Annotated in this window: 11 protein-coding genes; 8 read left to right on the top strand and 3 right to left on the bottom strand. The window is 34.4% G+C overall.

All coding sequences use genetic code 11. The features are described from left to right. The first annotated feature begins 108 nt into the window (after positions 1-108). From CUN60_RS06085 to CUN60_RS06120, 8 genes are all read left to right on the top strand, one after another. Entirely contained in the window at positions 109-1,572 is a 1,464-nt protein-coding gene (locus tag CUN60_RS06085; RefSeq protein ID WP_102951178.1) for a DHA2 family efflux MFS transporter permease subunit, read from the top strand. A 6-nt stretch (positions 1,573-1,578) separates the two neighbouring features. Further along, a complete protein-coding gene (locus CUN60_RS06090) occupies positions 1,579-2,562 on the top strand; it encodes an HlyD family secretion protein (RefSeq protein ID WP_102951179.1) in 984 nt (327 codons plus the stop codon). Position 2,563: 1 nt separating this feature from the next. Next, entirely contained in the window at positions 2,564-4,039 is a 1,476-nt protein-coding gene (locus CUN60_RS06095; RefSeq protein ID WP_102951180.1) for an efflux transporter outer membrane subunit, read from the top strand. 283 nt (positions 4,040-4,322) lie between these two features. Next, entirely contained in the window at positions 4,323-4,817 is a 495-nt protein-coding gene (locus tag CUN60_RS06100; RefSeq protein WP_102951181.1) for a hypothetical protein, read from the top strand. A 66-nt stretch (positions 4,818-4,883) separates the two neighbouring features. Beyond that, positions 4,884-5,993, top strand: a complete 1,110-nt coding sequence (locus CUN60_RS06105; protein ID WP_158649312.1) for a hypothetical protein — start codon at positions 4,884-4,886, stop codon at positions 5,991-5,993. A 382-nt stretch (positions 5,994-6,375) separates the two neighbouring features. Then, a complete protein-coding gene (locus CUN60_RS06110; RefSeq protein WP_158649313.1) occupies positions 6,376-8,091 on the top strand; it encodes a hypothetical protein in 1,716 nt (571 codons plus the stop codon). Continuing rightward, complete coding sequence (locus CUN60_RS06115) at positions 8,088-11,279, top strand: NHL repeat-containing protein (RefSeq protein WP_102951184.1); 3,192 nt, start codon at positions 8,088-8,090, stop codon at positions 11,277-11,279. Before CUN60_RS06110 ends, CUN60_RS06115 begins: the two co-directional genes overlap by 4 nt. A 327-nt stretch (positions 11,280-11,606) precedes the next feature. Next, positions 11,607-14,774, top strand: coding sequence for a glycoside hydrolase family 5 protein (locus CUN60_RS06120; protein WP_102951185.1), 3,168 nt, complete (start codon positions 11,607-11,609; stop codon positions 14,772-14,774). 191 nt (positions 14,775-14,965) lie between these two features. On the opposite strand, the gene CUN60_RS06125 is transcribed toward CUN60_RS06120, so the two are convergent. From CUN60_RS06125 to nagB, 3 genes are all read right to left on the bottom strand, one after another. After that, on the bottom strand, positions 14,966-15,697 hold the full coding sequence (locus CUN60_RS06125; RefSeq protein WP_102951186.1) for a glycosyltransferase family 2 protein: 732 nt from the start codon (positions 15,695-15,697) through the stop codon (positions 14,966-14,968). 62 nt (positions 15,698-15,759) lie between these two features. Then, the gene (locus tag CUN60_RS06130) at positions 15,760-16,422 is read right to left on the bottom strand and encodes a hypothetical protein (RefSeq protein ID WP_102951187.1); all 663 of its coding nucleotides are present in this window, start codon (positions 16,420-16,422) and stop codon (positions 15,760-15,762) included. Between the two features lie 13 nt (positions 16,423-16,435). Beyond that, positions 16,436-17,251: a glucosamine-6-phosphate deaminase gene (gene nagB, locus CUN60_RS06135; protein WP_102951188.1), complete on the bottom strand. Its 816-nt coding sequence runs from the start codon at positions 17,249-17,251 to the stop codon at positions 16,436-16,438. Positions 17,252-17,264: the final 13 nt, after the last annotated feature.

Here is a 17,264-nt window from a genome sequence, read left to right on the forward strand (position 1 = left end):
TGCAATTGCTGAAGTCATTATTCATATAATATTTTTCTTCTTAGTTTTATTATTGATATTACTTATCAATTGCAAAGCACTGCTATTAAATGTAAGGGGGATGATCATATGAAGAAGATAAATAAAAAACTACTAGTTGCCTGTGCACTAAATTTATTATCTTTATCTGAATTAATAGATTTAACAATCATTGGCATAGCTATCCCTCACATAATGGGAAGTTTAAATGCTGATTTACAAGATGTATCATTAACCATGACAAACTATATGGTAGCTATAGCTATGGTTATTCCGCTGAGTGGAAGCGTGATAAATAAATTTGGAATTAAAAAAACAGCGTTAATTTCTACTTTCATATTTGGTTTTGCTTCTCTAGGGTGTGGTCTTTCGACTAATATGACTGGACTAGTCATAGCCCGTTTTATTCAAGGGCTTGGTGGTGCCTTCTTGCCTACTCTGGCGCAAGCTTATTCAGCCAGTAACTTTAGTGGAAAGTTGCGTGTGAGAATGCTTAATATTCATGCCTTATTTCTGATACTTGGTCCTATCATTGGTCCCTCGCTTGGGGGCTTTTTGGTAGAGTCTCTTACATGGCGATGGATTTTCTTTATTAATATTCCGATTTGTATCATTTCAGGAATATTAATAATTATTTTTGCTACTAAAGATAGTGTAATACAAACTAGGATAGATTTTCCAAGTTTTGTATTCCTAGCTATTGCCGTAGGGTTATTTGAGTTTTTGCTGGATAAAGGAAATAGGTATGGGTGGTTTGAATCTAATCTATTAATTTCAGTTTTTGTCGGATCAGTTTTGGCATTAATATTTTTTAGTTGGCGTGCATTACTTGGTAAATCAATAATTAATTTCAGGATTTTTCGTTATTATAACTATACATTATCTTGTGTAGCTATATTTATTTATATGATAGTAATGATTGGATCATTCGTGTATTTCCCCGCCTTACTACAATTAGGATATGATTGCTCAGCTTCAGAAACCGGAAAAATAATTGCGATTAGGGGTATCTCAGCACTTTTGGGTGCTTTAGTTTTTTTTCGATTAAATAAAATATTTGGACTTAAAGTAATAATGTTACTGGGGGTAGCCTTTCTTAGCATATCAACATATTTACTAACTAGAATTTCACCAAATTATAATTTGAATTATTTTTTGCTTATTTTAATAATACAAGGGATAGGAGTTGCGGGAGTATTCATTAATATTTTTGAAATAGCGTATTTTGGGTTATCTAAAGTAGATAATAATGATGCGGCTGGAATACATAATTTCTTTCGAAATTTAGGGAACTCAATTGGTACATCGCTTACCGCCAGCATACTAACACATCAGCAACAGCTCTATTGGCATAATATGGCAATTAATGCAAATCTTTCTGTAAAAACTTTTCAAAATATCAGCCCAAATGAGGATATGAATATTTTATTGATCATACAGCAAATTAAAAGGCAATCTTATTTGCTCGCAAATATAAATTTTTTCGTTTTAACCTTATTTGGAACAGTAATTTTAATCTGTATTTCCTTCTTTTTTATTGAGGCACGAAAGTAAAGTATTATGATTTTCCGAAATAGAATTAAGTATTTTGTATTAGGTGGAGCCTTATGTTTGATCGTCACTTATAGTTTAGCTGTGTTTTTCCATTATAAAAGATTATATCCGTCAACAAATAATGCATATGTAAATGCGGGAATAGTTAATGTGACTTCTGAAGTAAATGGCTATATAGAAAGCTTAGTAGTTTCTGATGGGGTTAAGGTAAGTGAGGGTGATTTATTATTTACTATCAGACCAGATAAGCTTAATTACTATTTAGAGGAAGCAAATAATAATTATTTAGGGCAAATCTCTCAAGTGAAAAAAATAGATAGTCAAATATTTGCTCAAAAGGCCCAAATTATCAAAGATAGGGCTACTTATAAATTTACTTTGGATAAAGTAAAACGATATAAACTTCTTTTTGATAATGAAACTATCTCCGAACAAAGTTATCAAAACTCGATTGTGGAAAATGAGGGAGCTAGAACTCAATTAGATATCGATAATCGACTGCTGCAACAATATATTGATGAAAAAAACTCTGCTATTCAAAAGCAAAAAGCACTTTATTCTCAAGTGAAAATTAACAACTCTACTTTAAATCAGTCTAAATATACTGCGCCAGTAAATGGCTATATTGTAGATTTAGGTACTTTAAATAGTGGCGAATATGTAACCACAGGTAAGCCATTATTTAGCATCGTTAATGATAATAACTGGTGGGTAGATGCTAACTTCAAAGAAGATCAATTAAATTCAATAAGAATTGGTCAAAAAGCTGAAATTGAGCTTGATATGTATAAACATATATATAGTGGACAGGTAGTTAGTATTAGTTATGCCAGTGGTAGTACCTTTGCTATATTACCAACGCAAAATGCAACGGGAAATTGGATAAAAGTACCTCAGCGATTTACAGTAAAAATAAAATTAAATAATGATTTAAACTTTCCTTTAAGAGTAGGAGCAAGTAGTAAAGTCACAGTTTTACCCGAGAAATAAGATGAACTCTTTAAAAATTTTAATAATTTCTACTACAACAATGTTTGTAATTGTTGGTTGTAGCTTCTTTACGCCTAATTATAATAAACCTCATATTGAGGCTCCTCAATCTTGGAGAAGTAATGAAAGCGCAGCACAAACATTAAATGAAAGTAATTTTTCTAAAGTAATGTGGTGGCATAAATTTAATGATGCAGCTTTAGATAATTTGATTAATCAAGCTTTAGATAATAATAGTTCAATTCAGATTGCGATTGGTAATATTTTAGCTGCTCAGGGAGTATTAAAAAAAATAAAGTTAAACTGGGTTCCAGCAATCTATTTGGGTGGGGCAGGTGGGGTCGGGCAGACTTTTAATTCTGATACTAGATCAAATAATCCTATAGTTAGTTCCTCTGTCCCGAGTAGCGCAAATTTTTATTATTATGATGCGGGACTTGTACCTGCTTATTCGATAAATATATTCAAACAGTTTAGAGAAACTGATATTGCTAAAGCAAACTTATCTGCAGCTAAATATGCTAAGGATGCGGCTCAATTATCTGTAATAAGTCAAGTAGTAGGGAGCTACTTTACTATTATTGCGCTTAAGAAAGAATTAGATATTCAGGAGCAAATTATTAGTGATATTAAAGAATTAATTAGGTTAAATAAATTACAACATACGAATGGGATTATATCGGGTTCACAATTGGAGTCATCTACACAACAACTTGAACGCGCAGAACTACAAATAGCCGATATTAATAACAATATTGTACTAGCAGAAAATGCTTTACAACTTTTATTAAACAAGAATCCAAACAAACTGGATTTAGGCAAGGATTTTGATAATATATCATTAAATAATTTGATATTTCCCAATTTACCTTCTACCGTATTGCTTCAACGACCAGATATTTTGCAAGCAGAAGAGAATCTCAAGGCTGCTAATGCTGATATTGGAGTAGCCCAGGCAAATTTTTTCCCTCATATATATTTAACTACGCCTGTTGGTACTCTTAATAGCAATACGGGGCAACTACTAAACCCAACAGGTGATTTCTGGGTTCTACAGGCTGAAGCTTTAATGCCTATATTTAATCTGGGAATATCTGGTTTAATTGCTCAAAAAAAAGGGCAGTATTATATAGCTTATTATAATTATGTTCAGACGGTGCGGCAATCATTTATTGATGCTGATAATAGTATTTCAACATATTCTAAATCACAAGTTAATTTTAATTTGACAAGTAAATTATTAATATCGTCAGAAATGGATTACTTGAATAATTATAGAAATTATAAGGCAGGCTATATGAGTAAGCTTGATACCTTGCCTACGAAAATTACTCTTGATAATTCCAAAATACAACTGATAAAAACCAAATTACAGCAATTGCAAGCTTTAATAACACTATATCAAACTTTTGGTGGTGGATATAATTATAGGGAAAATAATTCACCTAAGAAATTTAATGATGAACACGATATTTAGGTATTTGTTAGGCGTATTTTTTGAGGTGTTTTATTAATTAAATCAGCTTGATATTATCAGATCATGGTAATTCATTTGTCTATAAATTAAATCATTTACACTGAACAAAAACCCAGCTTTAAAAAAGGGAATACTCCGATTATAATCACAACCTTTGTGTGAAGGTTGTTATCTAGTTGAATGTGCTGTAGAACATCGAAATTCTATATGGTTAAATTAGAGAACACCCGCTTAGACAAAAGAATTAAGCAATAATTTTTCAATTAAATAAAGGAAATAATGAATGAAAAATTTTTACTCTAAGACACTACTTATATTGAGTAGTTACTTATTTATCTCCCATGCTCAGGCAATCTCAGGACCTATACGGCATATCTACAATGCTCTGGATGTTCCAATTACTTACAAGATTACTGTACATGAAGGTACATCAGCTACAATAAGTTGCCCAAATGCAAGTAATTTTATTCCGGCACACACTATCTGCTCACTAACAGCAGAAGGTGTTAAGGATAGGGAATTCTTCTATTTTGATGCAAATGTGCAATTTACTTGGGGATCAAATATAAGTGGGACATATCGGCTTGATGGATATTCGTCTGGTGGTGCACAGCTGGAATGGAAAAATGGTGGAACTAGCTTAGGTAGTTGTGGACCAATAATATTTAATCATTATCCCTCCACTCCAAATTATGATAAGCAGCCCTTTAAGATTGGGGCAACTAAAGGTGACATTATATTCTGGGAAAATAATGTTCAACCAAGATGTAGTATTTAAAATGGTCTATATATAATTCATCATATATAAAAATATAAAATATTTCAAAATTACAAAGGAAAATTAATGAAAATTTCTTGTTACATGTCGTTATTATTGTGTATTGGTATATACCCTAATATTGCTAATGCAGTGGGAACGAGTTGGGAACGAAGTATTGATAATGTATCTTCAACGGATTATCTTGTTTCTGCTTATTATGAAGGTCATGGAAATTTATATGTTAAATGCTATACTGACTCAGAATTTATAAAGAACCCATATAAAAAAATTATACAAGCTAATACACAGTGTAAAACGAAGATGACAACAGGTGCTGGGTATAATAATTCAACTTTAACACTAGAGCAACGAGTGAATCCTAATAATTATCCGCCAAAATCGTTTGTTGTGAGTGGAAATGCGATACTTCCTACTAATGAATATATCCGCATCCTTGCACGAAACAGCATTGGAGGAAGCGCAGAGAAAATAGAGGATGCTGGCGGCGCATGGTTTAATGTTCAAAATACAGATAAGCCTTCATCAAGTTACAATGGTGGTCCGTTGCCAGTTAAAGGGGGCAATGGGTATGTAGTTTTAGTTTCTGACGCTCCAATAACTCAAGGTCTTAGTGGACATGGTAATTATGGAGTAACCCAGCCAACTACCCGTAATTCAACTATTTATAACTTTGTATCTGAGCCTATTACTCTTGATTTGGGAAGTGTGTCTGGTGGTAAATTTACATTAATTCATGGTACACCAGAGATTGAGGCAGGAGACATCTCCGTTAAACCTGAAAGTAGTAATGTCACTCAATTTGTTGGTGCTGAATATAAGGACTTTACAATACCAATGGCAATACATGATACTACTCCCGGGAAAAATAGCTGGATACCTGGGGTGGTAAGCATGGAACATTCATATCACCCAGAAAATTATAATACACTTCGTGGTACCTACTGGTTCCATGATGCTACGACAAATAAGGTAATTGATCGTCATATAACAAATTTCTCAATAGATACAGACCAAGGTGGTAAGTTTGATTTTCCAGTCAAAACCCATGATGGCAAAATCCAAATGGTGCGAGTATTATTAAATACATCTCCATTTGGTGATACTGTTGCTCAAGATGATGGTAGTATGGTAATTTGTCCAGTAGGGTTTAAAGAAATTGTTGGATGTGAGTAAAATAGTAAGCGTATCTAAAAATTTAAATTAATTGAATGTATTTTATCTACCCTGGGTATTTAAGTAATCCCGGGGTTTTTCTATACCACCTTCTGCTGACATAATGTTATTGTAATTTAACTACTTCCGCAATCAGATCATATTTTTATGATACCACCATATAATTAAAATACAGGTTGACTAAGCCAATAGCAAATGCAAATATATGATGAACTTTGTGGTAATGTGATTCTCAATATATATAAATCAGTGCTCCCTGAACAAAAGAAGACTATGCAATTTACAAGGTTATAATTATAATACAATGATATTAGATAATTATTTCATAACCTGAAATGCTAAAAAATTTTATTTTAATTACATACTAATTGAAAGTTTTTACGTGAAATCAGCAATTAAATTTATTTCTAAACTATGCTTTATAATGGTGTTATTCGTATTAAACTCCTGTGGTGGTAATACCTCTATTGCTAACAATGCAGGTGGTGATGGTACAATAACTAGTTCTTATATGATAAGAGCAGATCAAATTTCTCCTACTCCTATAGTAAATGGTAAGCCAACCAAATTCTATATTTATTTTCATAATTACTCTATTACAAAAGTGAATGGTTTAACCTGGAGTCTTGTAACTGATACATCCCAAAACGAAACCCTAGCTACTAAAATGACAAGCTGGTTTTCTAGTTTTATGAGTAAGAATACTTCAAATCAGGAAATGAAGAAAAGCATTGCTCCTGTTAGCATAGTTGATGCAAGTGCTTGTACTAGTATTGAGTCTGCTTCAGACTGCCGGATTTTGTTATCGGCTAATGAAGTTGGAAGTGGTATACTACAGGGGCGGACAGAGAGTGGTATAGTAGTTACCAGTGAAATCCCTTCTAGTTACCCATATATTACAACGGATGACAATGGTAATAACAGTCTTGTGTTATCACCTGTATCTACTTCTGTTGTATTAGACAATGGTTTGGCTGCTTCAAGTTTTTCCGTAATAAATAATTCGAACTCACTAATAGAGGTAACAAATTTATTAAATTCGTTACCAGCAGGAGTAAGCTGGCAATTGACTAATTGTGAGAATCCGCTACCAAGTAATGGGGTATGTCAGGTTAGAATCAATTACACTAATAATACTCCAGAAATTATAACGAATACACAAGTAAATATTAAGTTATCTGGTAATAAAGTAAACCAAGATGGCTCACTTGAAGCATTAGGAAATCAATATTCAAGTGCTACAATAAATGTAATGACGGCTAAAGTGGCTAATCTCCAGGCTGGCTATTCAGGTCTGGTTCTGGATGGAGATAATCAAGCCAAAGGAAATAGTACAATAGCTTATATAAAAAATTATGGTACAGCCTCAGCCAGTATTGGTAATCTGTCCATAGTAAATTCTCTTTTTACCCTTAGTGATGATAATTGTAGTAATCACTCCCTTAATCCTCAGGAGATTTGTTCATACAAAATAACTGCAAACGTATCAGGCATTAGTCAAGCGGGTCATATTACAATAACCGTTCCTTATAATAATGGTATATCTTCTTTGCAAACATCGGCAATTTTAAACTACGATTATAAAAAATCTACGAATTTGCCAGTGGCTGCTGCAGCCATTAGTTTATCAGCAACTAATGCCTTGACACAAAATGCACCAAATGGTATTGTTACTGTGAAAAATACGGGGAATGTGCCATTGGCTGGTTTAACTGTTCCAATAATGACTCCACAGAACCCACGAGTTGTAATTAGTGATCCAAATGGATGTGTGAATAATGATTTATTAGTTGGAGCAAGTTGTAATTTTCTATTAGCCTATACTCCTGTAGCACCAAGCGAAGATACCAGTATAATTTTTGGAGGGGTTAGTGCATATTATAATAACCAGTCAGTAAGCTTTGCTACAACTGTAGGTACAAATGTTAGTTCCATATTTGCGGGTCACTTGATTATATCTGAAGCAAGATTGACTGATAGTGCAACAACTAAAATGTTAACAGTAACTAATGATGGTAATGCCGATGCAAGTATTAGCAATATTACTATCAGCAGTGGAAATGTAAACTTATTGGGGGCAGCTGTAATTCATCAATGAATTTAAAGCCAGGAAATAATTGCGATATAATGGTTGGTCTGAGTAATTCAAATACTGTTGGTAGTGGAAATAGTTTATTGAAGTTAACCTATGATAATCATAACGGTAGCAGTGCAACAGCAGGTAGTAATGTAAATTGGGTAATTGGTTCCGCAACACCAAGTTTGATCGTGGCATTTTACCCTAATAATAATTTATCTACGATGATAAATGGAGTTGCAACCACAACAATAACCCTAATTAATAATGGTGGTATCGCGCTTAGTGATATTAGATTACCAGCTTTGCCAATAACATTAACATATATCAGTGGTGGTGCTCACCCATGCAGTTTATTTGAACAGCAATTAAATGCTCAGAATTTAGCTACTGGTCAGAGTTGTACTTTAATTCTTCAATATAGTCCTACTACGGCAACCCCACAAAAATTGACTTCATTAGGGGTATTTACCGCCAATGCTGGCAGCTATATTTCAGATGATTATAATATTAATTTAACTGCAATTTCACCACGAATAATATCTTTCGACCAAGCAATACTAAAGCCTAGTTTAAACTGGACTAATAGTACAAGTTATAGTGCTTCAGTTAAAGTTAGCAATATGAGTGCTTCAGTAGTTACTTTTGAGCAAGCCGTTTCATCAGATCCGTACTTGTCGGCAAGTGGCTGTAGTGGTAGTTTAGCTAGTGGTGACAGTTGTAATTTAATCATATCTGGTAATTATCCAATAAAATTAGCTAATTATGAGGATAGTGGCAGCATTACAGTTAACTATTCAGATGGCATAAATAATCATTCTACAGTATTAAATGTAGATGCAACTCTTGCTATGCAGCCAGTAGTTACCCCTGGGTTATTAATTAGTGGAACTTTACCCTCTAGTCTAGTTCCAGCAATTCCAACTGATATTGAAATAACCCTGACCAATGAGACTACGGCAACTAATGGTGGTGATACGACAATCAAAGTTAATCTAGATAATCTTATTGGTGATGGTTTTAATGTGAGTAATGGCGGAGGGGGTACGATATCTGGCCACTTGAATATTAACGGTCTTTCAAATCCATGTAGTGCAAGTAGTGGTATCATTACGCTGGCATCTGGAGCTAGCTGTAATATTAATATGGAATTAACAGCAAGTGGAACAACTGATAACAATACCACTTATCCCCAGTTAACAATTACCCCAAGCTTTACTTATAATGTCTATAGTAATTCTTCAACTATACCTAGTATATCCAGCACAACTAATGCTATTTCACCATTAAGCGGTACGATAATGGTTGAAAATCCTGCTTCTGCATTGGATTTTAGCACCAGTGTGACGACACTTTCGGCTGAGCAAAATACAACTCCAGATCCAACAGCTGTACTAACTGTAACTAATGTTGGTGATACTGCGTTAACTAGCTTTAGTTTGCCGTCAATCAATGGAATTTTATTTAATGTACCATTAAGTTGCAATACCTTAGCAGCACATGCTAGCTGTGATATAACAATTAGTTTATCAACTACAGAGGTACTTAGTGGTAATTTTGCTGATAATACAGCTTATTTTACCGATAACTATCATGTTACGAATCAACTGGTAGCATTGCCAAATTTTGCTTATAGTGTAACAGCAGCAAATATACCAAATATTCAAGTGACTGTAAATACTAGCGGTTGCAGTAGCCGCACTGGTGGAGATGGTTTATTGGGCACAAATTGTTATCTTAATCCGGGAAATGATACCATGATGACAGGAAATGCTGGTGCTTTACAATTAGTTATAACTTATACTAATACAGCAAGTGCCGTGGCGTATAATTTTTTGGTGGCAGCAAATCCACCAGCAAACTATACAACATTGCAAAATAACTGTACAAATATAACATTGAGCAAGGATGATAGCTGTACTTTGGTTTATATACTTGCAAATCCCAGTGCATATCCGTCACCAAGTCTAAATGTAAATGTAGCGACTCCATTAGATAATGGTTATAGTTATAATTATGGCATACAAAGCCAATTTACAGGATCTGGTGGGGCATCTAAACCATTGTCAAATGATTTACAGGTAATTTCTAGTAAGCCTAGTATTAGCTTTAATTTGACATATCAGACCATGCTAACAAACGTAGCTCAGACTGGCAGTGCAGCCATCTCTAACTGGTTTAGTGCTGCTACTCCACAAGTGTCAATTAATTCTTCAAATTCCAGTGTGGCAACTGCCTCTACTCCTTGTGTAATCAATTTTATAGGGAGTGGTGGTAATTGCAACTTTATGATTAATTCAACTGCGACTGAAGGAAACTCTATTCTGAATGCCGCAATCTCGGCGCCAGACAATACCTTGATTAACAGTTCTAATCGACCATTATATACTACCAAATTCTATTCATATATCTTTGGCAATAATTCTGCTGGTAATAAATATCTTCTAATGTGTAATTCATCAATTGCTAATTGTAATAGTGCCAATGTTAGTTTTAATGAACCTAGACATATAGTAGTTAATAATGGATATTTGTATGTGCTAAATACTATGGGTAATGATATTACAAAATGTACTATTAATAATATCAGTGGTGATTTAACTAACTGCTCTAGCAATAATGCTGGACAATTTTCTAATCCACTTGATTTGGCATTTTATAATGGCTATGCATATATATTATCAACTGCAAATAAAGTGTTCCGTTGTAATATTTCTTCTACTACCGGTGATTTAACTGGGTGCTCACAAGAGACTAATGCAACTGGTTTTAGCTCGGCAAATGCTATTAGTTTTAATGCTATCGGTGGGGTTACTTATGCTTATATAATTACCAGTTCTGATTTCGGGCTAGTCTGCCAGATGAATCCAGCCAATGGATCAATAGCATCTTGTAATACCAGTAATGTATTAGGAGATGGTATCGCCTTCCAAAGTGGATATGCTTATATTCCATCCTCTGGAAAACTTTGGGTATGCTCTATTTCAACTGCCAATGGTAGCTTGAATAATTGCGTCAACAACCTAATTTTCAATACTGTTTCATATGGCATAGTATATTATGATAATTATTTTCGCATAACATCACCAAATTATACTCTTTATAATGTGCAATATAGTGGTACCACCCTTATTGGTGGTATTTCATCCTCTGTTTATTGGTTTGGAGGATATTTGTCAGGTATTGCGGTTAGCTTTTATCCACAATAACAACCTGCATGAGTGTTTATTTATTGCTTAAAGATACATAAACATAAGCTTTATTTCATGACTTATTATTGTCTTGAAATTATGCCAAAAATGCTTTATTTAGCAACGGATGTTACAATATAATGAGAATTTTTCAGAATGCTTTGGTTACTCTGTTATGAGAAAAAAGGAAGTTAATTCTCTTATGTTTATCATCCTGTTGCATCGCAATATCACCTGAACAAAAACCCACTATTTTAGTTTACTTCAGTAATCGTAGAATCACTCCTTGTAGATTTTCTACATGAGATCGTTTTATATAAATTATTTGTAAAGGGAAATATATAGATGACGCATAAATATAAGAAAATATGTTTATTATTAGGGATAAGCTCTTTATCTCTAACTGCGTGTCAGAGTGGCTCATCAGCAGGAGGTGCTTCTGGTAGTTCTACATCATCTGATGCGCAACAGGTAGTAAAAAGTTTTGCCGATGTAGCGCAGTATAGTACACCATCAGCATCATGCATCATAGTTGCTGGGCAACAGTTTAGTGCAAGTTCAGACAATATTGGTGGATTTGTAACTCTTAAAAATGGATGTGAGGCAAATCAGACTCTTGATCAGACTAAGGTTTATATGTCAAGTAGTAAATCTGATTTAAACCCTAGTCTATTTAATCTCTGGGACTTAGAGCAGAGCAGTACTTTAATTGTTCCAATGCCTGGTTGGGAGGAACATTGGGTTTCTGCAAGTATGGCAGCTGCTCAGATAGCAAATGCCAGTAGTGGGTATAAAGATCTGGAACTAACCCTTAGTACTGCAAACAAGGCTGCTTATTTACTGCCGGGCGGAACTACCCGACTTAACTTTGGTTATAGCCCAAATGGCGTTAATCCCGGTACTGTTACATTTAGTACCACCAGTACGGCGACTCCAGAAACGCCCGGGACGATTGTCTTGACCTTAAATACTAAGCCATTATCTACTATTTGTGTCGCTCCAACATCATGTAGCATTCCGGTTCATTTACTTGGTCAAAATGGTAACTTTGATCAGGTCATCGACGTGATTGATAATAGTAAAGCTAATAACACTATAAAATATACGATTAAGGATATGAAATCTAGTGATTATCGCTTTGCAGTTAATAGTAAAGATTTACCGCAGAATGAAAGTTATACAGTAGGCTTTACAGCTAGTGCTCTATTTAATCTGACATCTGGAGCTACAATTAATGAAAGCGCTGCTTTTACCAAAGTTAAAGTTAGTACCGGCAATGTGACTTATCAAATTATTAAGCCCTCAACATTTATCAGTCAGTATACTACAACTCAAGTAGATTTGAAGAATAGCATAACATCTTACTCATCTACTCATAACTATACTTCAGATCAATTTACTAAAGTTGAAAAAGGCACATATACCTTGAGTACTCCTTACGGTCTTGCTGATGCTAAATTAGGTACTTATGCTAATCCAATAAAAAAAGGCTCAATTAAAGTTACCGCAGCAAATACTACTGACATTGGTTCTGTATCATATGTTGCTAAAGCTTCAAATGCAAATGTCAAGGTTAATGTATCCGGGTTAGCTAATGGTGAGACTTTAGGTGTTAAACTTACAGATAATCTTGCGGGTGTGAGTTATTTATATAATGACATAACTTTAAATGAGGGGGTCAATACCCTTAAATTACTTCAGAATGATAACATTGTATTGAATGTTAATACTCCAACTGGATATAAAGCTGTTGCTCCTATTTCTTATAGTGTAGTTAAGAATGGCGAAATTTCCATTAACCTTGAGAAGATTGAAAGTGAACCTGTAATTATTCCACCGGGTGGTGTGGCATTTAATAATAATAGTAGTTTCTACTTGCATCTGCAAAATAACGCGCCAAATGCAGGCTGCCCAACAACTGTTAAGCCAGGTGAGCATACTTATGCTATGATTAACAAAGGAAGTGGCTGGGCTAATTCTTGTTACTATTTGGTATGTTCTTCTAAAGATTATCAAGATGGACCTGGGTGTCTAGAGAAAACGCCAGAAGGTACAATGAATCAGGGAGGGTACATTGCTTGGATTAATCTTAATCCAGAAACTCATGCTTGTGCATTACCTGGATATGATTCAGGAACTAATACCTTTGCTTGTTCTATGGATGCTAGCGGGAACTTTAAAGTGGATTTTAAATCAAAAGTTCAAACTTATTCTGCAGGACAAAATGTTAATAAGCCAGTTACTTTACCTACTATTCCTACAAGTTATAAAACTGCTCCAGGTTTGCAATATCGTGGTATTAATATCTCTGGTTACGAATATAACGGTACAATTGGTGATGCAATGTTCCAGCGTCCAGATCTACCTGAATTCAAATCTTTTGCTGAAAAAGGTATGAATACGCTTCGGCTGCCAATTCGTTGGGAATACTTAATAGCTGATAATAAGCCCGGATATAATAATCTGATCAGTAGTACAACTCTAGATCCAGCCAAATCTCATATTAATGAAATGTATCTAGCCGGATTAAGAGATACAATAAGCAAGTATTTGAATGCAAATGTGAACGTAATCATTGATATGCACACTTACTTACGTTATTGTAAGGCTGGAAATAATGAAGATCTTAGTATTGGGCAAACAAATGAGCCAACAGAACCAGTAGGTAAGACTACTTGTAATATTGTAACTGCAAAAGAATTTGCAGATACATGGAAAACACTGGCTATAGCATTGCAGGATATTGCTTCACAGCATGGTACTGATAAATCAGGTAAAGCTCAATTAATGTTTAGTCTAGCTAATGAACCGTTCTCTCAAAAAGATCAATATTTAACTACACAAGAAGTATTTGATATTGAGGTCGCTGGTGCTAAAGAAATTCAAGTACTTGGTTTGAAAAATCGGATTATCTTTAGTGGTAACTTCTGGGATCCATTACATGGTTGGCCTACTTTTGTACCAACAGATGATGCTGTTAAACCTAATGATCAAGCAAATGGTGTAGTATTTACTAAAGCTAATCTTGAAAAAGCTGGTATTAATGTAAAAGATATTGCCATAGAAGTTCATCAATATTTTGATAGTAATTATAGTGGTAAATATGAACAGTGTAATGTTTATAGCAACTATGAAAATTTTGTTCAGGCATTGGATTTATCTACTATGGGTAAATGGATGAATGACAATGAGATGCAGGTTATGCTATCTGAATTTGGTGCAGCTGATAACCCAACTTGTCAAACTGACTTAGAGTATATGTTCCGTTACCTTGAAGAACATGCTTTGGGGCAGCCAGGTCAAGAAAAAGGTGGCTTTACTGGATGGCAGTTATGGCGTGCTAACCGCCACAATAATGGTGGTTATGGAGCATTTAGTTATCTAGATAAAGAAGATTATACTGTTTATGGTGGAAATGGCAGTAAGCCTGCTATACCAGATGGTACAGGTATTCTTCGTGGACCTGCAAATGGTCTAATGGATAGCTTATATTTCCATCACTTAACTCACTAGAGTAGTTGTAGGTCATTTAGATAACAAATCCACAGAGTATTGTGGATTTGTTATTTTAATAATTGGGAGTTTAATAGCCATTTCATTATGATATTTTCATGGTATAAAAATAATGCTTATGAGTTACCTAACCTAGTGTTTAGATAGAATTCTTCAACTCTAAAAGTCAGATTTAGCATCTAAAGGAATTATTATGAAGAAAAAGTAAGCTCTGAAATCCATGTTTGAACTTTATTAGTCTCTTCTTCTGCAAGTAGGTATTGATTTAATGAGGTACTCGCATTATGAAAGCGATAGTGTAATATTACTTCTGGTAGATTATTTGCTAAGATATTTTGTCCAAAAATAAGTCTTGCAAATAGATCATAATCAGCACATACTTTATAATTTGGATCATATCTCAAATTACCCAATGCTGATTTACGGAACATGACGCTTGGGTTTAAAAATGGCACGCCATCAAAAAAGCTTTGCTTTAATTCTTTGACTGATGAGGAAATCTGGTAATCCAGACGAACGCTAGATTTATCCGGGTAAAATCCTTCCGCTTGTCCGCCAACAAAACCAATACTTGGATTATTTATTAGAAATCTAATTTGGGTTTCAAATCTCATCGGCATACAAATATCATCGTGATCCATCATGGCGATAAATAAACCCTGTGCATGATCAATTCCAATATTTGAGCTAGCGGCGATTTCCAAATTACTTGAGTTAGTTATCCAGTTAATTCGTTTATCATTGTAACTATCGACAATTGATTTTAATCTTGCTTCATCTTCTGGGCTATCATTGATAACTAGAAATTCAAAATCCGGATATGTTTGAGCAAGGACACTCTCAATTGCTTCGCGTAAATAAGTCTCATCTGTCTTATAAATTGGCATTACTACGCTAAGTAGCGTATTATTCTTTTGTGTCATAATTTGGATGATTTCAATTTCTAGCTGGCAGCATATAGCAACTTAATTTTATTATTTTTACGCTAATGGTTTCTTTGCTTATATCTACGGACAATTACAATTATCAATGAAATCAGGGCTATCCCTGCACAAATATAGAACATAATAACAAAATTCCTCATCTGCGGCTGTTGCTGGGCTTGAGCTACACATAGATTAATTTGTTGTTCGAGATTGCTTTCATTTTGTTGAGCCATGTGAGTATAAGTATTACTCTCATATGCGGATAATCCTTGGCAGGCAACATCATAATAAGTAACAAGGCTATTTTTCTGAACGAAGATCCCACTTTCATTTAGTACTGATATAGAAGGAACTGTAAAAGGACCATAACTTGCACCTTGACATAGATTAAGGCTAGAAATAAAGTCGTTACTAAGAGCTACACTATTTGGGAATTTATTGCTGGTTCCTCTATAAGTCTGGCTACATTTTATAATCGCTGATTCAGATGGTTTGAAAGATGTAACAAGATCTGCGGCTTGACAACGAATTTGAAAACCATATGGGGTCTGGTTTTTTGTACAAAACTGTTGGTAATTATCCTGACTGGGATCTACTACTTGCTGGCTTACTTTACTTTTACTTTTTCTGTGGTGGCTACTACCGAATAGATTGGAAAAAAAGCTGGCATTGGCAATCCCAAACCAGCATAGCAGAATTAAAAATATTGTTTTATTACGCATAATTCTCTAAATTTTATACCAGATAGTCGCAAGCATTTTCCATTTCTGAATATTCATCTTGCATATTCTCAAAGTATTTTATGGTTTTAAATTTTAACTCATAAGCAGCGTGCTCATCGCAGATAATCAATGCTTTTTTGTGGTATTGTAAAGCGGTAATTGGACACATGCTAGATACTGCGCCTTCGATTGCCTGACAAACTGCCTGTGCCTTATTAAACCCTTTCGCCATTACGATGACTTCTTTTGCCTGCATTACTGTATCAATCCCAATGGTTAAGGCAAGTTTAGGAGTTTTTTCTATATCCCCACCAAAAAATCTTGAATTGGCAATGATTGTTGATAGGTTAAGATCTTTACTGCGTGTTTTAGAGGCAAGGGAAGAGCCTGGTTCATTAAACGCCAAATGCCCATCTTCACCAACACCTCCTAGCTGGATATGGATTCCACCTACTTTGGCAATTTTTTCTTCATATTTTTCACATTCAGCATCAAGATCTTTAGCATTACCATCTAAAATATTAATATTTTTCTTATTAATATCAATATGGCGGAAGAAGTTATGGTGCATATAGTAATGGTATGACTCAGGATGATCTTCAGCAAGTCCTACATACTCATCCATGTTAAAAGTAACTACATGTTTAAAGCTAACTTTACCTTCTTTATTTAGGCGGATAAGCTCGTTATACATATCAAGTGGTGTTGACCCAGTAGGTAAACCAAGGACAAACGGTTTCTCTTTAGAAGGTTTGAAATCATTAATTTTCTTTGCCACATAGTTCGCTGCCCAGATACCAAGATTATGTTTAGAAATTAGTAAACGCATATAAATTACCTTC

This window comes from Aquella oligotrophica, assembly GCF_002892535.1.
Classification (GTDB): domain Bacteria; phylum Pseudomonadota; class Gammaproteobacteria; order Burkholderiales; family UBA11063; genus Aquella; species Aquella oligotrophica.